At 66.0% G+C, this 22,891-nt stretch carries 33 protein-coding genes; 7 read left to right on the top strand and 26 right to left on the bottom strand.

Going from position 1 to position 22,891, the window contains the following annotated elements:
• Nucleotides 1-205: 205 nt before the first annotated feature.
• The 25 genes from rplO to rpsL form a co-directional block, all read right to left on the bottom strand.
• Nucleotides 206-649: a 50S ribosomal protein L15 gene (gene rplO, locus ACWGE0_RS43420; protein ID WP_086669037.1), complete on the bottom strand. Its 444-nt coding sequence runs from the start codon at nt 647-649 to the stop codon at nt 206-208.
• The gene (gene rpmD, locus ACWGE0_RS43415) at nt 646-831 is read right to left on the bottom strand and encodes a 50S ribosomal protein L30 (RefSeq protein ID WP_053733139.1); all 186 of its coding nucleotides are present in this window, start codon (nt 829-831) and stop codon (nt 646-648) included. Before rpmD ends, rplO begins: the two co-directional genes overlap by 4 nt.
• A gap of 2 nt (nt 832-833) precedes the next feature.
• A complete protein-coding gene (gene rpsE / locus ACWGE0_RS43410) occupies nt 834-1,442 on the bottom strand; it encodes a 30S ribosomal protein S5 (RefSeq protein ID WP_053733140.1) in 609 nt (202 codons plus the stop codon).
• A 34-nt stretch (nt 1,443-1,476) separates the two neighbouring features.
• On the bottom strand, nt 1,477-1,878 hold the full coding sequence (gene rplR, locus ACWGE0_RS43405) for a 50S ribosomal protein L18 (protein WP_319972328.1): 402 nt from the start codon (nt 1,876-1,878) through the stop codon (nt 1,477-1,479).
• A 1-nt stretch (nt 1,879) separates the two neighbouring features.
• On the bottom strand, nt 1,880-2,419 hold the full coding sequence (rplF, locus tag ACWGE0_RS43400; RefSeq protein ID WP_319972327.1) for a 50S ribosomal protein L6: 540 nt from the start codon (nt 2,417-2,419) through the stop codon (nt 1,880-1,882).
• A gap of 12 nt (nt 2,420-2,431) precedes the next feature.
• Nucleotides 2,432-2,830, bottom strand: a complete 399-nt coding sequence (gene rpsH, locus ACWGE0_RS43395) for a 30S ribosomal protein S8 (protein WP_030473454.1) — start codon at nt 2,828-2,830, stop codon at nt 2,432-2,434.
• A 125-nt stretch (nt 2,831-2,955) separates the two neighbouring features.
• Entirely contained in the window at nt 2,956-3,141 is a 186-nt protein-coding gene (locus ACWGE0_RS43390; protein ID WP_030473455.1) for a type Z 30S ribosomal protein S14, read from the bottom strand.
• Between the two features lie 4 nt (nt 3,142-3,145).
• Nucleotides 3,146-3,709, bottom strand: coding sequence for a 50S ribosomal protein L5 (gene rplE, locus ACWGE0_RS43385; protein WP_452266690.1), 564 nt, complete (start codon nt 3,707-3,709; stop codon nt 3,146-3,148).
• 2 nt (nt 3,710-3,711) lie between these two features.
• Nucleotides 3,712-4,026: a 50S ribosomal protein L24 gene (rplX, locus tag ACWGE0_RS43380; RefSeq protein WP_090065866.1), complete on the bottom strand. Its 315-nt coding sequence runs from the start codon at nt 4,024-4,026 to the stop codon at nt 3,712-3,714.
• A 2-nt stretch (nt 4,027-4,028) separates the two neighbouring features.
• Nucleotides 4,029-4,397: a 50S ribosomal protein L14 gene (gene rplN, locus ACWGE0_RS43375; RefSeq protein WP_146358721.1), complete on the bottom strand. Its 369-nt coding sequence runs from the start codon at nt 4,395-4,397 to the stop codon at nt 4,029-4,031.
• 85 nt (nt 4,398-4,482) lie between these two features.
• Complete coding sequence (rpsQ, locus tag ACWGE0_RS43370; RefSeq protein WP_089949051.1) at nt 4,483-4,764, bottom strand: 30S ribosomal protein S17; 282 nt, start codon at nt 4,762-4,764, stop codon at nt 4,483-4,485.
• Nucleotides 4,761-5,003, bottom strand: a complete 243-nt coding sequence (rpmC, locus tag ACWGE0_RS43365) for a 50S ribosomal protein L29 (RefSeq protein ID WP_319972325.1) — start codon at nt 5,001-5,003, stop codon at nt 4,761-4,763. The genes rpsQ and rpmC overlap by 4 nt, the downstream gene beginning before the upstream one ends.
• Nucleotides 5,003-5,422: a 50S ribosomal protein L16 gene (gene rplP, locus ACWGE0_RS43360; RefSeq protein ID WP_030473461.1), complete on the bottom strand. Its 420-nt coding sequence runs from the start codon at nt 5,420-5,422 to the stop codon at nt 5,003-5,005. Before rplP ends, rpmC begins: the two co-directional genes overlap by 1 nt.
• A gap of 3 nt (nt 5,423-5,425) precedes the next feature.
• A complete protein-coding gene (rpsC, locus tag ACWGE0_RS43355) occupies nt 5,426-6,259 on the bottom strand; it encodes a 30S ribosomal protein S3 (protein ID WP_452266689.1) in 834 nt (277 codons plus the stop codon).
• Entirely contained in the window at nt 6,259-6,657 is a 399-nt protein-coding gene (gene rplV / locus ACWGE0_RS43350; protein ID WP_452266688.1) for a 50S ribosomal protein L22, read from the bottom strand. The genes rpsC and rplV overlap by 1 nt, the downstream gene beginning before the upstream one ends.
• Before the next feature lie 34 nt (nt 6,658-6,691).
• Nucleotides 6,692-6,973 carry a 30S ribosomal protein S19 gene (gene rpsS, locus ACWGE0_RS43345; RefSeq protein WP_015105260.1) on the bottom strand — a complete coding sequence of 94 codons (282 nt, stop codon included), beginning with the start codon at nt 6,971-6,973 and terminating at the stop codon, nt 6,692-6,694.
• An 18-nt stretch (nt 6,974-6,991) separates the two neighbouring features.
• On the bottom strand, nt 6,992-7,825 hold the full coding sequence (gene rplB, locus ACWGE0_RS43340) for a 50S ribosomal protein L2 (protein WP_319972323.1): 834 nt from the start codon (nt 7,823-7,825) through the stop codon (nt 6,992-6,994).
• Nucleotides 7,826-7,844: 19 nt separating this feature from the next.
• Complete coding sequence (gene rplW / locus ACWGE0_RS43335; protein ID WP_045309807.1) at nt 7,845-8,144, bottom strand: 50S ribosomal protein L23; 300 nt, start codon at nt 8,142-8,144, stop codon at nt 7,845-7,847.
• The gene (gene rplD / locus ACWGE0_RS43330) at nt 8,141-8,827 is read right to left on the bottom strand and encodes a 50S ribosomal protein L4 (RefSeq protein WP_452266687.1); all 687 of its coding nucleotides are present in this window, start codon (nt 8,825-8,827) and stop codon (nt 8,141-8,143) included. Before rplD ends, rplW begins: the two co-directional genes overlap by 4 nt.
• The gene (gene rplC / locus ACWGE0_RS43325; RefSeq protein ID WP_319972321.1) at nt 8,827-9,477 is read right to left on the bottom strand and encodes a 50S ribosomal protein L3; all 651 of its coding nucleotides are present in this window, start codon (nt 9,475-9,477) and stop codon (nt 8,827-8,829) included. The genes rplD and rplC overlap by 1 nt, the downstream gene beginning before the upstream one ends.
• A 27-nt stretch (nt 9,478-9,504) precedes the next feature.
• The gene (gene rpsJ, locus ACWGE0_RS43320) at nt 9,505-9,810 is read right to left on the bottom strand and encodes a 30S ribosomal protein S10 (RefSeq protein WP_003938093.1); all 306 of its coding nucleotides are present in this window, start codon (nt 9,808-9,810) and stop codon (nt 9,505-9,507) included.
• Nucleotides 9,811-10,396: 586 nt separating this feature from the next.
• Nucleotides 10,397-11,590, bottom strand: a complete 1,194-nt coding sequence (gene tuf, locus ACWGE0_RS43315) for an elongation factor Tu (RefSeq protein ID WP_452266686.1) — start codon at nt 11,588-11,590, stop codon at nt 10,397-10,399.
• A gap of 146 nt (nt 11,591-11,736) precedes the next feature.
• Nucleotides 11,737-13,839 (bottom strand): elongation factor G, encoded by a 2,103-nt coding sequence (fusA, locus tag ACWGE0_RS43310; RefSeq protein ID WP_452266685.1) that lies wholly within the window; start codon nt 13,837-13,839, stop codon nt 11,737-11,739.
• 82 nt (nt 13,840-13,921) lie between these two features.
• Entirely contained in the window at nt 13,922-14,392 is a 471-nt protein-coding gene (gene rpsG / locus ACWGE0_RS43305; RefSeq protein WP_030478293.1) for a 30S ribosomal protein S7, read from the bottom strand.
• On the bottom strand, nt 14,392-14,766 hold the full coding sequence (gene rpsL / locus ACWGE0_RS43300) for a 30S ribosomal protein S12 (RefSeq protein ID WP_030473471.1): 375 nt from the start codon (nt 14,764-14,766) through the stop codon (nt 14,392-14,394). Before rpsL ends, rpsG begins: the two co-directional genes overlap by 1 nt.
• 305 nt (nt 14,767-15,071) lie before the next feature.
• Between rpsL and ACWGE0_RS43295 the strand changes: the two genes are divergently transcribed.
• The 7 genes from ACWGE0_RS43295 (at nt 15,072) to ACWGE0_RS43265 (ending at nt 18,562) form a co-directional block, all read left to right on the top strand.
• Complete coding sequence (locus ACWGE0_RS43295) at nt 15,072-15,584, top strand: LppU/SCO3897 family protein (RefSeq protein WP_452266684.1); 513 nt, start codon at nt 15,072-15,074, stop codon at nt 15,582-15,584.
• The gene (locus ACWGE0_RS43290) at nt 15,581-16,030 is read left to right on the top strand and encodes an LppU/SCO3897 family protein (RefSeq protein WP_452266683.1); all 450 of its coding nucleotides are present in this window, start codon (nt 15,581-15,583) and stop codon (nt 16,028-16,030) included. Before ACWGE0_RS43295 ends, ACWGE0_RS43290 begins: the two co-directional genes overlap by 4 nt.
• 23 nt (nt 16,031-16,053) lie before the next feature.
• On the top strand, nt 16,054-16,878 hold the full coding sequence (locus ACWGE0_RS43285) for a phosphotransferase family protein (RefSeq protein WP_452266682.1): 825 nt from the start codon (nt 16,054-16,056) through the stop codon (nt 16,876-16,878).
• Between the two features lie 40 nt (nt 16,879-16,918).
• On the top strand, nt 16,919-17,227 hold the full coding sequence (locus ACWGE0_RS43280) for a TFIIB-type zinc ribbon-containing protein (RefSeq protein WP_319976911.1): 309 nt from the start codon (nt 16,919-16,921) through the stop codon (nt 17,225-17,227).
• A gap of 91 nt (nt 17,228-17,318) precedes the next feature.
• Nucleotides 17,319-17,765 carry a hypothetical protein gene (locus ACWGE0_RS43275; protein ID WP_452266681.1) on the top strand — a complete coding sequence of 149 codons (447 nt, stop codon included), beginning with the start codon at nt 17,319-17,321 and terminating at the stop codon, nt 17,763-17,765.
• Complete coding sequence (locus ACWGE0_RS43270) at nt 17,762-18,199, top strand: hypothetical protein (protein WP_452266680.1); 438 nt, start codon at nt 17,762-17,764, stop codon at nt 18,197-18,199. The genes ACWGE0_RS43275 and ACWGE0_RS43270 overlap by 4 nt, the downstream gene beginning before the upstream one ends.
• Nucleotides 18,200-18,280: 81 nt before the next feature.
• Nucleotides 18,281-18,562 (top strand): DUF4287 domain-containing protein, encoded by a 282-nt coding sequence (locus ACWGE0_RS43265; protein ID WP_452266679.1) that lies wholly within the window; start codon nt 18,281-18,283, stop codon nt 18,560-18,562.
• Nucleotides 18,563-18,989: 427 nt separating this feature from the next.
• On the opposite strand, the gene ACWGE0_RS43260 is transcribed toward ACWGE0_RS43265, so the two are convergent.
• The gene (locus ACWGE0_RS43260; RefSeq protein WP_452266678.1) at nt 18,990-22,886 is read right to left on the bottom strand and encodes a DNA-directed RNA polymerase subunit beta'; all 3,897 of its coding nucleotides are present in this window, start codon (nt 22,884-22,886) and stop codon (nt 18,990-18,992) included.
• Nucleotides 22,887-22,891 lie beyond the last annotated feature (5 nt).

Genomic DNA, 22,891 nt, shown 5'->3' with positions numbered 1-22,891 from the left:
CGGCGGAGGACCCCCAGATCAGATTGGCGGGGGTCTGGGGGCAGCGCCCCCAGGAAACGCACGCAACGCAACCTCGCCGCCCGCAAGGTGACCACCCTCAAAGCTCGCGCCCCTCAAAGCCGCACCCACACCACGCACCCCCAGAAACGCCAAAGGGCCCCAGGATCGAATCCTGGGGCCCTTCAGACAGATCTGACGCGATACGTCAGGACGCCACGGTGGAAGACCCACCAGCAGCAGCCAACTTCTCCACAGCGGTCTTGGAGAACTTGTCAGCCGTGACATCCAGCTTGACGCTGACATCGCCGTCACCCAGCACCTTGACGAGCGAGCCCTTGCGGACCAGCCCGGCCAGCACCAGCGCGGGAACGTCCACCGAGCCGCCCTCCGGGAAGGAGGCAGCGATGGCGGAGACGTTCACGACCTGGTACTCGGTGCGGAACGGGTTCTTGAAGCCCTTGAGCTTCGGGAGCCGCATGTGCAGCGGCATCTGGCCACCTTCGAAGCGCGGCGAGACGTTCTTGCGAGCGCCCGTGCCCTTCGTACCGCGGCCGGCGGTCTTGCCCTTGGAGCCTTCACCACGACCAACGCGGGTCTTGGCGGTCTTGGCGCCGGGGGCGGGACGCAGGTCGTGAATCTTGATGGTCACGACTGGACCTCCTCAACACTCACCAGGTGGCGCACGGCGTGGATCAGGCCGAGCACCTGGGGGGTGTCCTCACGCACGACCGACTGACGGATCTTGCGCAGCCCGAGGGTGCGCATCGACTCGCGGTGGTTGTGCTTGGTACCGATGGTGCTCCGGACCTGGGTGATCTTCAGCTGAGCCATGATCACACCCCCTGGCCCGCGCGAGCGCGGATCATGCCGGCGGGAGCCACGTCCTCGAGGGGCAGACCACGACGGGCCGCGACCTCTTCCGGACGCTGCAGACCCTTGAGGGCCGCCACGGTCGCGTGCACGATGTTGATCGCGTTGTCGGAGCCGAGCGACTTCGACAGCACGTCGTGCACGCCGGCGCACTCGAGGACGGCGCGAACAGCGCCACCCGCGATGACACCGGTACCGGCCGAGGCCGGACGCAGCAGAACCACACCAGCGGCCTTCTCACCCTGGATCGGGTGGGGGATGGTGCCGGCGATGCGAGGCACGCGGAAGAAGTTCTTCTTCGCTTCCTCGACACCCTTGGCGATGGCCGCGGGAACTTCCTTGGCCTTGCCGTAACCGACGCCGACCATGCCGTCGCCGTCACCCACCACGACGAGCGCGGTGAAGCTGAAGCGACGACCACCCTTGACCACCTTGGAGACGCGGTTGATCGCAACCACGCGCTCGAGGTGGGGGGTCTTCTCCTGGGCCGCGCCGCCGCGGCCGCCGTCACGACGGTCGCGGCGCTCTCCGCGCTCGCCCCCGCCGCCTTCGCGACGCGTACGTCCTGGCATCAGGCGTCCCTCTCAATTCCGGTGATGATCATTGTCAGAACTCCAGCCCCGCCTCGCGAGCGGCGTCAGCCAGAGCAGCGATCCGGCCGTGGTACGCGTTGCCACCGCGGTCGAACACGACCGCCGTGATACCGGCGTCCTTGGCGCGGGCCGCGGCCAGCTGGCCGACCTTGGCCGCACGGGCCTTCTTGTCGCCGTCCAGGGCACGGACGTCGGCCTCCATGGAGGAAGCGGACGCGATCGTGTGGCCCTTGAGGTCGTCGATCACCTGAACGGTGATGTGCTTCGACGACCGGTGCACGACCAGGCGCGGACGCTCGGCGGTTCCGTTGACCTTCTTGCGGAGGCGGAAGTGGCGACGGGCCTTCGCAACACGACGCCTGGTGGAGATGTCCTTGCCCACCGGCTTGCGCTTCGTAACAGTCGACTCGCTCATGTCACTTACCCGTCTTTCCGACCTTGCGGCGGATCTTCTCGCCCGAGTACCGCACACCCTTGCCCTTGTACGGGTCGGGCTTGCGCAGCTTGCGGATGTTGGCGGCAACCTCACCGACCAGCTGCTTGTCGATACCGGAGACGGAGAACCGGGTCGGGGTCTCCACCGCGAAGGTGATGCCCGCGGGGGCCTCGACCTTGACGGGGTGGGAGTAACCGAGCGCGAACTCGAGCTCAGAGCCCTTGAGCGCGACGCGGTAACCGACGCCGTGGATCTCCATCTTCTTTTCGTAACCCTGGGTCACCCCGACGACCATGTTGTGCACGAGCGTGCGCGACAGGCCGTGGAGCGCGCGGTTGCGGCGCTCGTCGTTCGGGCGCTTGACCTCGAGAGTGCCGTCGTCGGCCTTCTCCACGATGATCGGCTCAGCGAGCGTGAGCGTCAGGAGACCCTTGGGGCCCTTCACGCTGACGTCCTGGCCGGCGATGTTCACGTCGACCCCGGAGGGGACAATGATCGGCTGCTTACCGATGCGCGACATGTCTACTCCCCCTTACCAAACGTAGGCGAGGACTTCTCCGCCCACGCCTGCCTTGTTGGCCTGACGGTCGGTCATGAGACCGCCAGAGGTCGAAATGATCGCCACACCGAGGCCACCGAGAACTCGGGGCAGACCGGTGGACTTCGCGTACACGCGCAGGCCGGGCTTCGACACGCGGCGGAGGCCGGCGATGCTGCGCTCCCGGTTCGGGCCGTACTTCAGCTCGACGACGAGGTTCTTGGCAACCTCGCCCTCCTCGTCGCGGTACGAGGCGATGTAGCCCTCGCGCTTGAGGATCTCGGCGATGTTGGCCTTCAGCTTCGAGTGCGGCATCACGACCTTGTCGTGGTAAGCCGAGTTCGCGTTGCGCAGACGAGTGAGCATGTCTGCGATCGGGTCGGTCATCGTCATGGTGACCTGGTCAACCTTTCTCGCTGCGGTTCACCGGCTCAGGGTCCAGACCCGCCCTCCCCCGGTGAAGGAGGAGGGACGGGACGGTCGTGTGCGGGCCTACAGCGAAGTAGTGGAGCTTTGAATTACCAGCTGGACTTGCTCACGCCAGGCAGCTCACCGCGGTGAGCCATCTCGCGCAGGCAGATCCGGCAGAGGCCGAACTTGCGGAACACCGCGTGGGGGCGGCCGCAACGCTGGCACCGGGTGTAACCCCGGACCTTGAACTTCGGCTTCTTCGCGGCCTTGTTGATCAACGCCTTCTTGGCCATCGACTCAGTTCTCCTTGAACGGGAAGCCCAGGTGCTTCAGCAGCGCCCGGCCCTCCTCGTCGTTCGTGGCGGTGGTGACGACGGTGATGTCCATGCCGCGCGGACGGTCGATCGCGTCGGGGTCGATCTCGTGGAACATCGACTGCTCGTTCAGACCGAACGTGTAGTTGCCGTTGCCGTCGAACTGCTTGCCCGAGAGGCCGCGGAAGTCGCGGATACGGGGCAGCGCGATCGTCAGCAGGCGGTCCAGGAACTCCCACATGCGGTCGCCGCGCAGCGTGACGCGCGCACCGATCGGCATGCCTTCGCGGAGCTTGAACTGCGCGATGGACTTGCGGGCCTTGCGGACCTCGGGGCGCTGGCCGGTGATGATCGAGAGGTCCTTGACGGCACCCTCGATCAGCTTGCCGTCACGGGCGGCGTCGCCGACACCCATGTTGACGACGACCTTCACGACGCCCGGGATCTGCATGACGTTGGAGAAGTCGAACTGCTTCTGCAGTTCGGCCTTCACCTCGTCGCGGTAGCGCGTCTTGAGCCGCGGGATGATCTTCTCTGCGGTAGTCATGATCAGATGTCCTTCCCGTTACGACGGGAAATGCGGACCCGCTTGCCCTCGTCGTTCGTCCGGTAACCAACACGGGTCGGCTTGCCGTCCGAGTCGACCACCATCACGTTGGAGACGTTGATCGGGGCTTCCTGGGTCACGATGCCACCAGACTGCGCGCCCCGCTGGGTCTGCGTGATCTTGGTGTGCTTCTTGATCCGGTTGACGCCCTCGACCAGGACCTTGCCGTTCTCCGGGTAGGCCTGGATGACCTTGCCCTTGGCGCCCTTGTCCTTGCCGGCGATAACGACGACCGTGTCGCCCTTCTTCACCTTCATGGTCAGAGCACCTCCGGAGCCAGCGAGATGATCTTCATGAACTTCTTGTCGCGCAGCTCGCGACCGACCGGGCCGAAGATGCGGGTGCCCCGCGGCTCGTTGTCGGGCTTGATGAGCACGGCGGCGTTCTCGTCGAAGCGGATGTACGAGCCATCCGGACGACGACGCTCCTTGACGGTGCGGACGATGACCGCCTTGACGACATCGCCCTTCTTGACGCCGGCACCGGGGATCGCGTCCTTGACGGTCGCGACGATGATGTCACCGATGCCCGCGTAGCGACGGCCTGAGCCACCGAGAACACGGATGCAAAGGATCTCCTTCGCACCAGTGTTGTCGGCGACACGAAGCCGCGACTCCTGCTGGATCACTTACTTGCTCCTGACCATTCCTGGCCCGCCGGATTTCCGACCCGACGGGCTCGGTCTGTCTACGGTGTTCAATCCCCTGGGGGACTTACTTGGCCTTCTCGAGGATCTCGACGAGCCGCCAGCGCTTGGTCGCCGACAGAGGCCGGGTCTCCATGAGCAGGACGCGGTCGCCGACGCCAGCCGCGTTCTCCTCGTCGTGCACCTTCACCTTGGTGGTGGAGCGCATGATCTTGGAGTAACGCGGGTGCTTCTTGCGGTCCTCGAGCGCAACCACGATCGTCTTGTCCATCTTGTCGGACACGACGAGGCCCTCGCGGACCTTGCGGTCGTTGCGCTTCTCGGTCTGGACTTCGTTGCTTTCGGTCATGCCGCACCCTCACCAGTGGATTCCGGCGAAACGGAGAGCCCGAGCTCCCGCTCCCGCATCACGGTGTAGATCCGGGCAATCTCGTGCCGGACCGTGCGCAGCCGCCGGTTGTTGTCGAGCTGGCCCGTGGCCATCTGGAAACGAAGGTTGAAGAGCTCTTCCTTCGATTCCTTCAGACGCAGCACGAGCTCTTCCTCGGTGAGCTCACGCAGCTCAGAAGCGGTGGTACCCGCTGCCATCAGAACTCACCACCCTCACGCGTAACGATGCGGCACTTCATCGGGAGCTTGTGGATCGCGCGGCGAAGAGCCTCGCGGGCCACCTGCTCGTTCGGGAAGGCCATCTCGAAGAGGACGCGACCCGGCTTGACGTTCGCGACCCACCACTCCGGCGAACCCTTACCGGAACCCATGCGGGTCTCGGCCGGCTTCTTCGTCAGCGGGCGGTCCGGGAAGATGTTGATCCAGACCTTGCCGCCACGACGGATGTGACGCGTGATGGCGATACGAGCGGACTCGATCTGCCTGTTGGTGACGTAGGCGGGCTCGAGAGCCTGGATGCCGTACTCACCGAAGGTGACCTTCGTGCCGCCCTTGGCAGCACCCGACCGCTTGGGGTGGTGCTGCTTGCGGTGCTTGACCCTGCGCGGGATGAGCATGACTCAGCTCTCCGTCTTCTCTGCAGCAGCCGGAGCCTCGGCCGACGCGGAAGCGTCAGCTGCGGCACGACCGGCCTCGGTGCTCGTCGCGGTGGTGCCGCTGGCACCGGAGCGACGGGCCCGGTTCGGACGCTCGCCACGGTCGCGGCGCGGGGCGCGGTCCGCACCCTGTGCGGGGGCCGCGTCGAGCGCGCGCTTGGCCGAGATACCACCGACGATGTCGCCCTTGTAGATCCACACCTTCACGCCGATACGGCCGAACGTGGTGCGGGCCTCGAAGAAGCCGTAGTCGATGTTGGCGCGGAGCGTGTGCAGCGGCACGCGGCCGTCGCGGTAGTGCTCCGAGCGGGACATCTCGGCGCCGCCGAGGCGACCGCCGCACTGCACGCGGATGCCCTTGACCTGCGGCGAACGCATGGCCGACTGAATGGCCTTGCGCATCGCGCGCCGGAAGGCGACGCGGTTGGACAGCTGCTCGGCGACACCCTGTGCCACGAGCTGCGCGTCCGACTCGGGGTTCTTGACCTCGAGGATGTTCAGCTGGACCTGCTTCTTGGTGAGCTTCTCCAACTCACCGCGGATGCGGTCCGCCTCGGCACCACGACGACCGATGACGATGCCCGGCCGTGCGGTGTGGATGTCGACGCGCACCCGGTCACGGGTCCGTTCGATCTCCACCTTGGAGATGCCGGCACGCTCCATGCCCTTGCTGAGCAGCTTGCGGATCTTGACATCTTCCGCGACGTACTCGGCGTACTGCTTGTCGGCGTACCAGCGGGACTTCCAGTCGGTGGTGATCCCCAGCCGGAAGCCGTGCGGGTTGATCTTCTGGCCCACTACCGGGTTCCCTTCGCGCTGGTCTTCTTCGGACGCGACTCCACCTCAATGGTGATGTGCGACGTCCGCTTGCGGATCCGGTACGCGCGGCCCTGGGCACGCGGGCGGAAACGCTTGAGGGTCGGACCCTCGTCCACGTAGGCCACCGAAACCCAGAGGGAGTCGGGGTCCAGGGACAGGTTGTTCTCGGCGTTGGCCATGGCGCTGGCGAGCACCTTCGCGACCGGCTCACTTGCCGCCTGCGGCGCGAACTGGAGCACGGCCAGGGCCTCGCGGGCGTTACGTCCCTTGATGAGCTCGACGACGCGGCGCACCTTCATCGGCGTGTCGCGGACGTAGCGAGCCCGAGCCACGGCGCGCGGAAACTCCTGCGCCTCAGCATCTTTACGGGCGTTCATCGCTGCTTCCCCTTGCTCTTCCTAGTTCGGCGCCTTAGCGGCGGCGAGACTTCCGGTCGTCCTTGATGTGGCCCTTGAAGGTCCGGGTGGGGGCGAATTCGCCCAGCTTGTGCCCGACCATCGCTTCGGTCACGAACACCGGGACGTGCTTGCGGCCGTCGTGCACCGCAATGGTGTGACCCAGCATGTCCGGGATGATCGTGGACCGGCGGGACCACGTCTTGATGACCGTCTTCTTGCCCGACTCGTTGAGAACGTCCACCTTCTTGAGCAGGTGGTCGTCAACGAAGGGGCCCTTCTTAAGGCTGCGAGGCATCCTTCACTCCCTTCCTGCTCAGCGCTTCTTACCGGTGCGACGACGCCGGACGATGAGCTTGTCGCTTGGCTTACGGCGGCGGGTACGGCCTTCGGGCTTGCCAGCCGGGTTCACCGGGTGGCGACCACCGGAGGTCTTACCCTCACCACCACCATGCGGGTGGTCAACGGGGTTCATGGCGACACCGCGGACGGTGGGCTTCTTGCCCTTCCACCGCATGCGGCCGGCCTTGCCCCAGTTGATGTTCTGGTGCTCGGCGTTGCCGACGGCGCCCAGCGTGGCGCGGCAGCGCACGTCCACGTTGCGGATTTCGCCCGAGGGCATCCGCAGCTGGGCGTACGGGCCGTCCTTCGCCACGAGCTGGACCGAGGCACCGGCCGAGCGGGCGATCTTCGCGCCGCCACCGGGGCGGAGCTCGATCGCGTGGATCACGGAACCGACCGGGATGTTGCGCAGCGGCAGGTTGTTACCCGGCTTGATGTCGGCCTTGGGGCCGTTCTCAACCGTGTCACCCTGCTTGAGCTTCTCCGGGGCGATGATGTAGCGCTTCTCGCCGTCCGCGTAGTGCAGGAGTGCGATGCGCGCGGTCCGGTTGGGGTCGTACTCGATGTGAGCGACCTTGGCCGGCACGCCGTCCTTGTCGTGGCGACGGAAGTCGATCAAGCGGTAAGCCCGCTTGTGACCGCCACCCTTGTGCCGCGTGGTGATCTTGCCCGACGCGTTGCGGCCGCCCAGCTTGTGCAGCGGGCGGATCAGCGACTTCTCCGGAGTCGACCGAGTGATCTCGGCGAAGTCGGAGACGCTCGCACCGCGACGACCGGGAGTCGTCGGCTTGTACTTGCGAATGCCCATCTCTACGCAGTCCTCGTCATCAGGCGGCAGGGCCGCCGAAGATCTCGATCGCCTTGCTGTCAGCCGACAACGTGACGATCGCGCGCTTCGTGTCCTTGCGCTTGCCGAAACCGCTCTTGGTCCGCTTGCGCTTGCCCTGGCGGTTGATGGTGTTGACGCTGACGACCTTGACGCCGAAGACCTTCTCCACGGCAATCTTGATCTGGGTCTTGTTCGAACCCGGCGCCACCAAGAAGGTGTACTTGTTCTCTTCGAGCAGCCCGTAGGACTTCTCCGAGATCACCGGCGCGAGCAAGATGTCCCTGTGGTCGGGGATCACTTGGAAGCCTCCTCGTCCACCGCGACCGCCGTGGCCTCAGCCGAGCCGCGACCCTGCTGGGCCTTGCTGGCGAGGAACACGTCGAGCGAGTCCTTGGTGAACACCACGTCGTCGTTGACGAGCACGTCGTAGGTGTTGAGCTGGTCGGGAGCGATCACGTGCACGTGCGGAAGGTTCCGCACGCTGACCCACGCGACCTCGTCGGTGCGGTTGAGCACCACGAGAACGCGACGAGCCTCGGTGACCGACTCGAGCACCTTGCGCGCGGTCTTGGTCGACGGGGTGTCCCCGTCCACCAGGCCGGACACGACGTGCACCTGGTTGGCGCGCGCCCGGTCGGAGAGGGCACCGCGCAGAGCGGCAGCCTTCATCTTCTTGGGGGTGCGCTGCGAGTAGTCACGCGGCTGCGGGCCGTGGACGACGCCACCGCCGGCGAACTGCGGCGCACGCGTCGAACCCTGGCGGGCACGACCGGTGCCCTTCTGGCGGTACGGCTTCTTGCCACCACCGCGAACTTCGCCACGGGTCTTCGTCGAGTGCGTGCCCTGGCGCGCGGCGGCCTGCTGGGCCACGACGACCTGGTGCAGCAGCGAGACGTTCGCCTGCGCGTCGAAAACAGCCGAGGGAAGCTCGACCGTGCCGGCGGACTTGCCGTCCGGGGTGCGGATCTCAACCGTCGACATCAGGCACCACCCTTCGCGGCAGTCCGGACGAACACCAGACCACCCTTGGGGCCGGGAACAGCGCCCTTGATGAGCAGCAGGCCGTTCTCGGCGTCGATCTTGTGCACCTTCAGGTTCTGGGTCGTGACGCGCTCGTGGCCCATGCGGCCAGCCATGCGCAGACCCTTGAAGACGCGACCCGGGGTGGCGCAGCCACCGATGGAACCCGGCGAGCGGTGCTTGCGCTGGGTGCCGTGGCTGGAGCCGAGGCCCCGGAAGTTGTGGCGCTTCATGACACCTGCGGTGCCCTTGCCCTTGCTGGTGCCGGTGATGTCGACAACAGCGCCGGCCTCGAACACCTCAGCGGTGATCTCCTGGCCGACCGTGTACTCGCTGGCGTCCGTCGTGCGCAGCTCCACCAGGTGGCGGCGGGGCGTGACCCCGGCCTTGGCGAAGTGCCCTGCGACGGGCTTGTTGACCTTGCGCGGGTCAATCGCGCCGGCCGCCAGCTGGACGGCGGTGTAGCCGTCCTTCTCTTGGGTCCGAACCTGGGTCACGACATTGGGCTCAGCCTTGACGACCGTCACCGGGACAACCCGGTTGTTCTCGTCGAAGACCTGAGTCATGCCGAGCTTGGTGCCCAGGATGCCCTTCATCTGCCTGTCAGACATTGGTCCGTTACTCTCCGCGCCCAACGCTTACTGGATGTTGACGTCGACGCTGGCCGGCAGGTCGATGCGCATGAGCGCGTCAACCGTCTTCGGCGTCGGGTCGAGGATGTCGATCAACCGCTTGTGCGTGCGCATCTCGAAGTGCTCGCGCGAGTCCTTGTACTTGTGCGGCGAGCGGATGACGCAGTACACGTTCTTCTCAGTGGGCAGCGGCACAGGCCCGACGACCCGAGCGCCGGTGCGCGTCACGGTCTCCACGATCTTGCGCGCTGACGCGTCGATCGCTTCGTGGTCGTAGGCCTTGAGCCGGATGCGGATCTTTTGTCCCGCCATGATGGCTTGCCGTTCCTCTGCTTCTCGTAACCGCTGCGGTGCGGTGCCTCGGATGAGGCCTGTTACAGCCTCTTGGCGCGCTCCGCCCCTGTTGAAGTGTCATGGTGCCCGGTCCACGCGGTCGGGCGTGTCGCGCCCGGTGCGCATACCGGTCCCACTCAAGGTCTCCCCGGTGGGATTGGGCCTACCACAGCCCATGCACCCTGATGCCCATCTCCGCAAGGAGGCGTTCACTAACAGGGCGCGGACGCTCGGTCGAATAACTCAGGCACACACGAAGTGAACCCGGCCTTCGTCGAGCAACCCGTAAAGGATGCCACACGGTTGCGAGGCGATCCAAATCGGGGTGGGTGAGTTAGAGCCAGATCACGTGCGGATCTTGACCGGTGAAGCCCTCTGTCCGTCGCATGTGGAGCGACGAGCACAACGGTTCCATTGCCCGGCAACAGAATCTCCGCGACGGCTCTGTTCTCGCGCGCCTGCGACGAGCTCACGTGAGCTGCCGCACATTTCACTCTCCCGAACGACGAAGGCCGGGCCAACGGAAGTCGTTGGCCCGGCCTCACGCCGAACTGGCAGAGCTAGATCACTTGAGGATCTTGGTGACCGAGCCGGCGCCGACGGTGCGGCCACCCTCGCGGATCGCGAAGCGGAGGCCCTCGTCCATGGCGATCGGCTGGATCAGCTTGACGTCCATACCGGTGGTGTCACCCGGCATGACCATCTCGGTGCCCTCGGGCAGCGTCACAACGCCGGTCACGTCCGTCGTCCGGAAGTAGAACTGGGGACGGTAGTTGTTGAAGAACGGCGTGTGGCGGCCACCCTCGTCCTTCGACAGGATGTAGACCTGCGCGGTGAACTCGGTGTGCGGGGTCGTGGTGCCCGGCTTGACGATGACCATGCCGCGCTCCACCTCCTCGCGCTTGATGCCGCGGAGCAGCAGCGCGGCGTTGTCGCCGGCGCGGCCCTCGTCGAGGAACTTCTTGAACATCTCGATCGAGGTGACGGTCGTCTTCTTCGACGTCTCCTTGATTCCGACGATCTCGATCTCGGAGTTCACGTTGATGATGCCGCGCTCGATACGACCGGTCACGACGGTGCCGCGGCCGGTGATCGTGAAGACGTCCTCGACGGGCATGAGGAACGGCTTCTCGGTGTCGCGCTCCGGCTCCGGGATCGCCGAGTCAACGGCGGCCATGAGCTCCAGGACGGACTTGCCCCAGGTCTCGTCGCCCTCCAGCGCCTTCAGCGCCGAAACGCGCACGACCGGCAGGTCGTCGCCCGGGAACTCGTACTCGGAGAGCAGCTCGCGCACCTCGAGCTCGACGAGCTCCAGGATCTCCTCGTCGTCCACCATGTCGGCCTTGTTCAGCGCGACGACGATGTAGGGGACGCCGACCTGGCGGGCCAGGAGGACGTGCTCCTTCGTCTGCGGCATGGGACCGTCGGTCGCCGCGACCACCAGGATGGCGCCGTCCATCTGCGCCGCACCGGTGATCATGTTCTTGATGTAGTCGGCGTGCCCGGGGCAGTCGACGTGCGCGTAGTGACGGTTCTCCGTCTGGTACTCGATGTGCGCGATCGAGATCGTGATGCCGCGCTGCTTCTCTTCCGGCGCCTTGTCGATCTGGTCGAACGCGAACGAGGCGTTCACATCGGGGTACGCGTCGTGCAGAACCTTGGAGATCGCCGCGGTCAGCGTGGTCTTGCCATGGTCGATGTGACCGATGGTGCCGATGTTGACGTGCGGCTTCGTCCGCTCGAACTTCGCCTTGGCCACTGGATTGTCCTCCTGGACTTCTTTTTTGCTGGTCCGGCGGGTATGTGTGGCCACCCGCCGGACTACACGTCAGGGTCGGAAAATGCGGACCCCAGGGATTCGCCCCCGGAGAGCCCGCGGTGGAACTGCGGTGCTCCGGTGTGGGGTTATTCCCCAGTCGCCTTCGCGATGATCTCCTTCGAGACGTTCGCGGGAACCTCTGCGTAGGAGTCGAACACCATCGAGTAGTTGGCACGACCCTGGGTCTTGGACCGCAGGTCACCCACGTACCCGAACATTTCCGACAGCGGAACCAGTGCCTTCACGACACGGACTCCACTGCGCTCCTCCATGGCCTGGATCTGGCCACGGCGGGAGTTCAGGTCGCCGATCACGTCGCCCATGTACTCCTCGGGCGTCGTGACCTCGACGGCCATCAGCGGTTCGAGGATCGCGGGAGACGCCTGACGGGCGGCTTCCTTGAGGGCCATCGAACCAGCGATCTTGAACGCCATTTCCGAGGAGTCGACCTCGTGGTAGGCGCCATCGAGCAGCGTCACCTTCACGCCGACCAGCGGGTAACCCGCCAGCACGCCGTACTGCAGCGCGTCCTGCGCACCCGCGTCGACCGACGGGATGTACTCGCGAGGGATGCGACCACCGGTGACGGCGTTGACGAACTCGTAGAGCGCGCCGTCTTCCTTCTTCTCCAGCGGCTCGACGGTGACGAGCACCTTCGCGAACTGGCCGGAGCCACCGGTCTGCTTCTTGTGGGTGTAGGAGTACTTCTCCACCGCACGGCGGATGGTCTCCCGGTACGCCACCTGAGGCTTGCCGATGTTGGCCTCGACCTTGAACTCGCGGCGCATGCGGTCCACCAGGATGTCCAGGTGGAGCTCGCCCATGCCGGCGATGATGGTCTGGCCCGTCTCCTGGTCGAGGTTGACCCGGAACGTCGGGTCCTCCTCAGCCAGCTTCTGGATCGCGGTGCCGAGCTTCTCCTGGTCCGCCTTCGTCTTGGGCTCGATGGCCACCTGGATGACGGGCTCGGGGAAGGTCATCGACTCGAGCACGATGGGGTGTGCCGGGTCGCACAGGGTCTCACCGGTCGTGGTGTCCTTCAGACCGATCACGGCGTAGATGTGCCCCGCGATGGCCTCGGTGACCGGGTTCTCCTTGTTGGCGTGCATCTGGAAGATCTTCCCGATGCGCTCCTTGCGGTCCTTGGTCGCGTTGATGACCTGGGTGCCCGCGGAGACCTTGCCCGAGTAGACCCGGATGTAGGTCAGCTTGCCGAAGAACGGGTGCACGGCGATCTTGAACGCCAGCGCGGAGAACGGCTCGTCGCTCGACGGGCTGCGCTTCACGATGGTCTCGCCGTCCTGCAGCGTGCCCTCGACCGGGGGAAGGTCGAGCGGCGACGGCAGGAAGTCGATGACGGCGTCGAGCATGGGCTGGACGCCCTTGTTCTTGAACGCCGAACCGCAAAGGATCGGGTACGCGGTGCCCGCGGCGACGATCCTGCGGAGGCCGGCCTTGATCTCCTCGACGGAGAGGTCGCCCTGCTCGAAGAACTTCTCGGTCAGGTCGTCGTCGGTCTCGGCGACGGCCTCGAGAAGCAGCTCGCGGTACTCCTGCGCCTTCTCGAGCAGATCCGCGGGGATCTCCTCGATCGCGTAGTCCTCGCCCTTCTGGACTTCGCCACGCCACGTGAGTGCACGCATCTCGATCAGGTCGACGACTCCGATGAAGTCGCTCTCGGCACCGATCGGGATCTGGATCGGCAGCGGCTTGGCGGCCAGCCGGTCCTGGATCGTCTTGATGGTGAAGTAGAAGTCCGCGCCGAGCTTGTCCATCTTGTTGACGAAGCAGATGCGCGGGACGTCGTACTTGGTCGCCTGCCGCCAGACCTGCTCGGACTGCGGCTCGACGCCTTCCTTGCCGTCGAAGACGGCAACGGCGCCGTCGAGGACGCGCAGGTTGCGCTCGACCTCGACGGTGAAGTCGACGTGGCCAGGCGTGTCGATCAGGTTGATCTGGTGGTTCTTCCAGTAGCAGGTCGTCGCGGCCGACGTGATCGTGATGCCGCGCTCCTGCTCCTGCTCCATCCAGTCCATCACGGCAGCGCCGTCGTGCACCTCGCCGATCTTGTAGCTGATCCCCGTGTAGAAGAGGATCCGCTCAGTCGTCGTGGTCTTGCCCGCGTCGATGTGGGCCATGATCCCGATGTTGCGGACCTTGGCAAGATCAGTGAGCACGTCCTGTGCCACGGGTCTTTCCCCTGTCTTGAGCTAGCGGTAGCTGCTCACTAGGGCTGGGAGAGCCCGGCCTGTGTCCAGGCCGGGCGTCAGATCACCAGCGGTAGTGGGCGAAGGCCTTGTTGGACTCGGCCATCTTGTGCGTGTCCTCGCGACGCTTGACGCTGGCACCGAGGCCGTTGCTCGCATCGAGCAGCTCGTTCATCAGACGCTCGACCATGGTCTTCTCACGGCGCTGCCGCGAGAAGGTGATCAGCCAGCGCAGGGCGAGCGTGGTCGAGCGACCCGGCTTGACCTCGATCGGCACCTGGTAGGTCGCACCACCGACGCGGCGGCTCTTGACCTCCAGCGACGGCTTCACGTTGTCCAGGGCGCGCTTCAGCGTGACGACCGGGTCGGTGCCGGTCTTCTCGCGAGCACCTTCAAGGGCTTCGTAGACGATCTTCTCGGCCACGGAGCGCTTACCGTCGACCAGCACCTTGTTGATGAGCTGGGTCACGAGCGGCGAGCTGTACACCGGGTCAGAGATAAGCGGCCGCTTCGGGGCCGGTCCCTTGCGGGGCATTAGCTCTTCTCCTTCTTCGCGCCGTAGCGGCTGCGAGCCTGCTTGCGGTTCTTGACACCCTGCGTGTCGAGAGAGCCACGGATGATCTTGTAGCGAACACCCGGCAGGTCCTTCACACGACCGCCGCGCACGAGCACCATCGAGTGCTCCTGGAGGTTGTGACCCTCACCGGGGATGTAGGCCGTGACCTCGATACCGCTGGTCAGCTTCACGCGAGCGACCTTGCGCAGTGCGGAGTTCGGCTTCTTGGGGGTGGTGGTGTAAACGCGGGTGCACACACCGCGCCGCTGCGGCGAGCCCTTGAGGGCCGCCGTCTTCTGCTTGGCCACCTTGTCCTGGCGGCCCTTGCGGACCAGCTGCTGGATCGTTGGCATTCGCCGGCTGCTTCTTCCGTCTTTTGCGGGTTCCCCTCACGGTTCACCCTCGTGTTTCTTGATCCCTCTCTGCACCCGAGGTCGGGCGTGTCGCCCGCTCCCAAGGTCCGCAAGCAACAGTGAAACTGTCCCTGCGAGTGGAGGACACCGCGGCCTCACGGGCACGCGGAGCGGCCCGACATGGGTCGGGCACGAGTAGCAAAGATACCCGCCCACGTCTACCTGGGTCAAAACGGGGGTACCGCACCCGCACCTGCAGTAGACATGCTTCCTGCGGTTTTCGGCTCGGCGGGAGGCACAAACCGGTGTGGCGTCAGTGGATCGTGCCCGGCGTGCTCACCACCGCGTGCGTGGCGGGACTCACAGTGCTCGCCCAGGAGCTGAAGGCCGAGCACCCCGCGCCCACCCCCAGCGACTGCTACGCGGTGATCGCCTCGAAGCGGAGCGTCGGGCTCGAAGAGACCGACTGCGCGGCCTACAACGCCACCTACCGGGTATCGCTGAGGGTCGACTCCCCCGACTGGTCACTCGACCCCGCAGCCTGCCCCGACGGGCCCTACCGAGCCCTGCGGCCGCGCCCCACCGCCGACACGCTGTGCATGACGCTCAACGTGCGGGAGGGCGACTGCCTCCAGCACGCGAAGCCTTGGGGCAAGACCGGATCCCGGTTCAGCGAACTCGCGCGGAACACGTGCGGACCCGCGGCGGAGGTGAAGGTGACGAAGGTCGTCACGGGAGCCCGCGAGAGCTGCGGACCTGGAGAGAAGACCAACCACTACTCGCAGTCCGCCCTGACCGTCTGTCTGGGGAAGCCATGAGACTCACCGTCCTGATCGCGACGCTCGCGCTGCTGCTGTCCGGGTGCTCCGGATGGCACGAGCAGGCGGGCGTCGGCGAGTGCGCGAAGCAGGTCGACGTCAACGACAAGAGCGTCAACATGGCCGAAGTGGACTGTTCGTCCCAGGAGGCCGTGTACCGGGTGTCCTCGCGTGAGAAGCGGACCATGTGCCCGACCGGTGACTACCTCGACGAGTCGTCCGGGCGGTCGAGGGGCACCGGCAAGACGCGCTACTGCTACGTCCTCAACGTGCAGGAGGGCGACTGCCTCAAGGCGGTGAACCAGTACTTCGAACGGGTGGCGTGCGGCACCGGGACGCGCAAGGTGACGAAGGTCGTCGACGGCAAGTCCGACCGCATGTTGTGCGCGGGTGAGGACTCGAAGACGTACTCCCAGCCCATGAGGACGATCTGCATCACCAAGTGAGCCGGCCTGATTCACTTGTGCGCGTGGACGACCTGATCGCGGCAATGGCCTCACTGACCGGTTCTTCCGCCGACCCGGAGGTGCTCGGCGGCGACCGCGGCGACGTCGTGGTGGTCCGGGTCGGCGACGTGGTGGCCAAGGCACATCCCGCGGACGTCGACGTGGAGGCGTTGCGGCAACGGGTGGAGATCGCGGCGGCACACCCCGAGTTGTTGTTGCCGCCGTTGATGCCGTTGCAGTTCGTGGACGACCGGCCGGTGACGGTGTGGCCATACGGGACGCCGGTGAGCCAGGAGGATCCGGACAAGGCGCCCTGGGAAGAGAGCGCCGTGCTGCTGGCGCGACTGCACGCATTGCCCGTGCAGGGGCCCGTGGCCGGTACGCCGGACCGGATCGTGCGAGCTATTGAAGCGTTGCCGCCGGACCTGCCGCACGCCGATGTGGTGCTTCGTGCGTACGAAGCCTTGCCGCCGTTGACCATGTCCGGACGGGCGTTGATCCACGGCGACTGGCACCTCGGGCAACTGGTGCACAGGGGCGCGTGGCGGCTCATCGACGTGGACGATCTCGGAGTGGGCGACCCGGTCTGGGACCTCGCGCGACCTGCGGCTTTGTTCGCCGCAGGGGTTCTCCCGGACGACCTGTGGGCGCGATTCCTCAACACCTACCGTGAAACGGGAGGTGTGGCCGTGACGACATCGGAATGGGATGTCCTCAACATTCCGGCTCAGGCGTACGTTGTTCAGATGGCAGCGCGGGCACTCATGTCCGGGCTGCAGGCAGTGGAACCGCTGGTTGAGGCTTGTCGTCGGATCGTCACGACGCAGGACAACGGCGACCGCGGCTAATATCGTTTTTGTCCGGTCCCACCGCAGGAGGCTCACCACGATGCAGTGTCCCAAGTGTCATGCGAACATGCGCACGTTCGACCGCATGGGCGTCCACATCGAGCAGTGCGACGGCTGCCGCGGGGTCTTCCTCGACTACGGCGAGCTCGAGTCCATCACGCGCCTCGAAGCCCAGATGCAGGCCCCGCCGCCTCCGGTCGCGCCGCCGCCCGCCGCCTACCCGCAGCCGGCCCAGCCCGCCTGGGGCGCCGCGCCGCAGCAGGTCCACCACCACCACGGCGGTCACGCGGGCTACGGCTACGGCCACCGCAAGCACCGTGGCCTCGGCGGCCTCTTCTTCTCTTCCTGATGTGACGCAACGGCCCCGGATCCCTGCTCCGGGGCCGTTGACGACTACCGAAAAAGTAGTGGATACTCGGTAGTCAACGGGAGGAGTAGCCATGTCTGTCGCGACCGAGGCCGCCCACATCCGGGACCTCTTCGACACGATCGAAGAGCTCGAGTCCGTAGCGTCATCCCTGGCAGAAGACGACGACCGCCGCCGCAAACTCGACGGCGTGGTAGCGAAAACCCTCCGCCAGGCCCCACCGGTCCGCCCCGTGGTGGCCGGCGAACTCCTGGACCTCACCGAAAAAACCGTGAAGGCCTGGGCCCGCGAAGGCGTACTGGCCATCCACAGCCAAGAACCGCGCATGCTGCTCGACACCGTGCGCCTGCACGAGGTCCTCCACCTCGTCTCCGACCTCCGCCGCGCAGGCAAGACCCGCGGCCTCATCGACGAAGTCCACCGCCGCCTCAGCGACCAGTCACTGCTGGACCGCCAAGACCTCGCCACCTCCCTCGACGAGATGCGCAGCGGCAAAGGACGCGTGGTCCGCACAGCTTGATCCAGGTAGTAGAAACCCACACCGCACACGCCCAGGCCAACGGCCTGCGCGGCCGTGCCCGCCTGGCCTACGAACGCTTCCTGGACGAACTGACCCACTCAGGCTGCGCCGCCCTGGGCTACCGGGTAACAGGCCCAGAACCCCTACCGCGCCTGTGCGTGAAACACCTACGAGGCCCCGACCGCGTAGTGGTGGCCTTCCCGACCCCCGAAGTCGTGTGGATCCTCCTGGTAGGCCCACACGACGACGACCCGGGCCTGGACCTCTACGAAGCCCTCTACGAGATGGCCGGCGTCCGCCCAAGACTCTCCGAAAAGCGCACCAAGCCCCGCTGCTGCACCGACGAGTCCGGCATCCCACCCCTGGTAGACGAGCACCTGGTGGACGACCTCGTCATCCGCGCCCGAGCCCTGACCAGAGCCCGCCGCCGCTAGCCATCAGGTCACCGACAATTTTTCTTGTCAAGACAGGGATAGTTGTCCTACGCTCAGTTCACCAGACGAACGGAGCCCACGATGTCCTTCCAGGCCTACCTAGACGGCGCGGAGAAGAAGACCGGCAAGACCCCAGCCGACCTGCTGGCAGAAGCGGCATCACGCGGCTACGACGGCACCACCAAGGCAGGCGTGTTCCTGGAGTGGCTGAAGACCGACCACGACCTGGGCCGAGGCCACGGCATGGCGCTGTACCACGTGCTGAAGAACGGCGCGCAAATCAGCGAGAAGCACGTAGGCACCACCGGCACCCACCGAGACGAGTCAACAACACTCCGCCTGGACGGCATCGCCAACCGATAAACGCGATGCCGCAGGCGACCAGTCCCGATGGCGAAGCCGAGGCGTCCTTAACGCTTGAAACAGCGCTTCCGGTGGGGTGGTCCCGTCACGAGTCGTGCCTCAGCTCTTGCTGCACCCGAGGAGGGATGTCAAACGGACACGCTTTTCGTCCGTTTGACATCCCTCCTCGGGTGTGGCGCGCTCTGGCTCGACTTGTGACGGGACCTCCCCACCGGGACCGCACCACCTACGCAACGTAACTCCGCCCAACGCAACAGGCGTGCCATCAACCCGCCGGCGGCGTGGACAAGGTCCTTGATCAGATTGGCGGGGTCCGGGGCGGAGCCCCGAAATCCCTAAACAGGAACCAACGCACCCAACCCGACCACCACAAACAGAAACGGCCCCCAGAGCCAAAGCTCCAGGGGCCGTTCCACACCACTAACGACTAGCGGTAATCCCGACCGAAGTCGTAGTCGTCCAACGGCACCGCAGCACCAGTCCCAGTCCCGAAGACGTCAGGCGTGTAGTACCCGTCGTCATAAGAAGGAATCGCGTAAGCCGCAGCCCGCGCCTCCTCAGTCGGCTGAACCTGGATGTTGCGGTAGCGGTTGATCCCAGTACCAGCCGGGATCAACTTACCGATGATCACGTTCTCCTTGAGACCGATCAGCTTGTCCGAACGCCCGTTGATAGCAGCGTCGGTCAGCACACGAGTGGTCTCCTGGAACGACGCCGCCGACAACCAGGAATCGGTGGCCAGCGAGGCCTTCGTGATACCCATCAGCACCGGACGACCAGCAGCCGGCTCGCCACCCTCGGCGACCACGGCGCGGTTGCCGGACTCGAAGTCCGCCCGCTCCACCAACGAACCAGGCAGGAACTCGGTCGCACCGGAGTCGATGATCGTGACCCGGCGGAGCATCTGCCGGACGATGACCTCGATGTGCTTGTCGTGGATCGCCACACCCTGGGCGCGGTACACCTTCTGCACTTCCTGCACCAGGTGCAGCTGAGCCTCACGCGGGCCCATGACGCGCAGGACCTCGTGCGGGTCCGGAGTACCTTCCAGCAGCTGCTGGCCGACGGCAACGTGGTCGCCGTCCTGCAGCGGGCCGGTGGCCGTGTTGGCGAGACGCTGACGCTTGGACAGCTTCTCGAACACGATCTCCTCGGAACCGTCGTCCGGGATCAGCGTGATCTTCCAGAAGCGGTCGCCGTCCTCGATGCGGACGCGACCGTCCACGTCGGCGATCGGCGCCTTGCCCTTCGGGACGCGGGCCTCGAAGAGCTCCTGGACACGGGGCAGACCGGTCGTGATGTCGTCACCGGCCACACCACCCTGGTGGAACGTACGCATCGTCAGCTGCGTGCCGGGCTCACCGATCGACTGGGCGGCGACGATGCCGACGGCCTCGCCGACGTCGACCAGCTGGCCGGTCGCCATCGAACGGCCGTAGCAGGACGCACACACACCGACCGCGGACTCACAGGTCAGCACGGAGCGGACCTTGACGCGGATGATGCCGGCCTCGACCAGGCGCTCGAGCGCAGGGTCACCGAGGTCGTCGCCGCGGTTGAGCACCAGGTTGCCGGAGGCGTCCAGGATGTCGTCCGAGCACGTGCGGGCGTAGACCGAGGTCTGCGAGAACTCGTGCAGGACGACCTTGTCGCCCAGCTGCTCGCCGACGGTCATCTGCACACCACGGGTGGTGCCGCAGTCGACCTCGCGGATGATGACGTCCTGCGAGACGTCCACCAGACGACGGGTCAGGTAACCCGAGTCGGCGGTGCGCAGCGCGGTGTCGGCCAGACCCTTGCGGGCACCGTGCGTCGCGATGAAGTACTCCAGCACCGACAAGCCCTCGCGGAACGAGTTCTTGATCGGGCGCGGGATGTACTCACCCTTCGGGTTGGTGACGAGACCACGCATACCCGCGAGTGAACGGACCTGCGTCATGTTGCCGGCAGCGCCGGACTGCACGATGACGCGGATCGAGTTGTCCTCGGGGAAGTTGTCTTCCATGATCTCGTGGACCTGCTCGGTGGCCTTGGTCCACACCTTGACCAGCTCGGAGTTGCGCTCCTCGTGGGAGAGCTGACCGCGCTGGTAGCGCTTCTCGACGGCGTCCGCGAGGCGCTCGTGCTCCTCGAGGATGTCCTGCTTCGCCGCGGGCACGAGGACATCCGAGATCGCGACGGTCACACCGGAACGGGTGGCCCAGTGGAAACCGGCGTCCTTCAGCTTGTCCAGCGTCCGGGCGACGGTGACCATCGGGTACCGCTCGGCGAGGTCGTTGATGATCACGGCCTGCCGCTTCTTGGGCATGACCTCGTTGATGAAGGCGTAGTCCTGCGGCAGGATCTCGTTGAACAGCACGCGACCCAGCGTGGTCTCCGCGAGCCACGGCTGACCGGGCTCCCAGCCTTCGGGCTCCTGGCCCTTGGGCGGGTTCTTGTCCGTGACGCGGATCTTCACCATCGACTGCAGGCCCAGGACCTTGCGGTCGAACGCCATCAGCGCCTCGGCGGGCGACGAGTACGAGTGACCCTCGCCCAGGTCGCCGACCTTGTGCCGGGTCAGGTGGTACAGGCCCGTCACCATGTCCAGACGCGGCATGGCCAGCGGCTTGCCGGACGCCGGGGACAGGATGTTGTTCGCCGACAGCATCAGGACGCGGGCCTCGGCCTGCGCCTCGGCGGACAGCGGCAGGTGGACTGCCATCTGGTCACCGTCGAAGTCGGCGTTGAACGCTTCACAGACCAGCGGGTGCAGCTGGATGGCCTTGCCCTCGACCAGCTGGGGCTCGAAGGCCTGGATGCCGAGGCGGTGCAGCGTGGGTGCGCGGTTGAGCAGCACCGGGTGCTCGGTGATGACCTCTTCCAGCACGTCCCACACGGCCGGGCGCGCACGCTCGACCATCCGCTTGGCGGACTTGATGTTCTGCGCGTGGTTGAGGTCCACGAGCCGCTTCATCACGAACGGCTTGAACAGCTCCAGCGCCATCTGCTTGGGCAGACCGCACTGGTGCAGCTTGAGCTGCGGGCCGACCACGATGACCGAACGGCCGGAGTAGTCGACGCGCTTGCCGAGCAGGTTCTGACGGAACCGGCCCTGCTTGCCCTTCAGCAGGTCGGACAGCGACTTCAGCGGGCGGTTACCGGGACCGGTGACCGGGCGGCCGCGGCGGCCGTTGTCGAACAGCGCGTCGACGGCCTCCTGCAGCATCCGCTTCTCGTTGTTGACGATGATCTCGGGAGCGCCGAGGTCGATCAGTCGCTTCAACCGGTTGTTGCGGTTGATGACGCGGCGGTACAGGTCGTTCAGGTCGGACGTGGCGAAGCGGCCACCGTCGAGCTGCACCATCGGGCGCAGGTCCGGCGGGATGACCGGGACGCAGTCGAGGACCATGCCCTGCGGGTTGTTGCGGGTCGCCTGGAAGGCGGCAACGACCTTGAGGCGCTTGAGCGCACGCAGCTTCTTCTGGCCCTTACCGCTGCGAATGGTCTCGCGCAGGATGTCGGCCTCGGCGTCGACGTCGTAGTCACCCAGAAGCTTCTGGATGGCCTCCGCGCCCATGGCACCGGTGAAGTAGTCGCCGTAACGGTCGTACAGCTCGCGGTAGAGCAGCTCGTCCGCGATCAGCTGAGCGCGCTCGAGCTTGGTGAACGTGGACCAGATCTCGTCGAGGCGGTCCAGCTCGCGCTGGGCGCGGTCGCGGAGCTGGCGCATCTCACGTTCGCCACCCTCCTTGACCTTGCGGCGCACGTCGGACTTGGCACCCTCGGCCTCGAGCTCGGCCAGGTCGGCCTCGAGCTTCTGGGCGCGGGCCTCCACGTCGGCGTCGCGGCGGTTCTCGACGCGCTTGCGCTCGACCTGCATCTCGCTCTCGAGCGTCGGCAGGTCGTTGTGGCGCAGCTCCGCGTTCACGCCCACGATGACGTAGGCGGCGAAGTAGATGATCTTCTCGAGGTCCTTGGGGGCCAGGTCGAGCAGGTAGCCCAACCGGCTGGGGACGCCCTTGAAGTACCAGATGTGCGTGACCGGAGCGGCGAGCTCGATGTGGCCCATGCGCTCACGACGCACCTTCGCACGGGTCACCTCGACGCCACAGCGCTCACAGATGATGCCCTTGAAGCGCACGCGCTTGTACTTGCCGCAGTAGCACTCCCAGTCCCGGGTGGGACCGAAGATCTTCTCGCAGAACAAGCCGTCCTTCTCAGGCTTGAGCGTGCGGTAGTTGATGGTCTCGGGCTTCTTGACCTCGCCGAAAGACCACTGGCGGATGTCGTCCGCGGTCGCGAGACCGATACGGAGCTCATCGAAGAAGTTGACGTCGAGCACGTCTA

This window comes from Lentzea sp. NPDC054927 (assembly GCF_053610285.1).
Note: the sequence above shows the minus strand (reverse complement) of the source record. Positions and strands in the feature narration are given on the sequence as shown.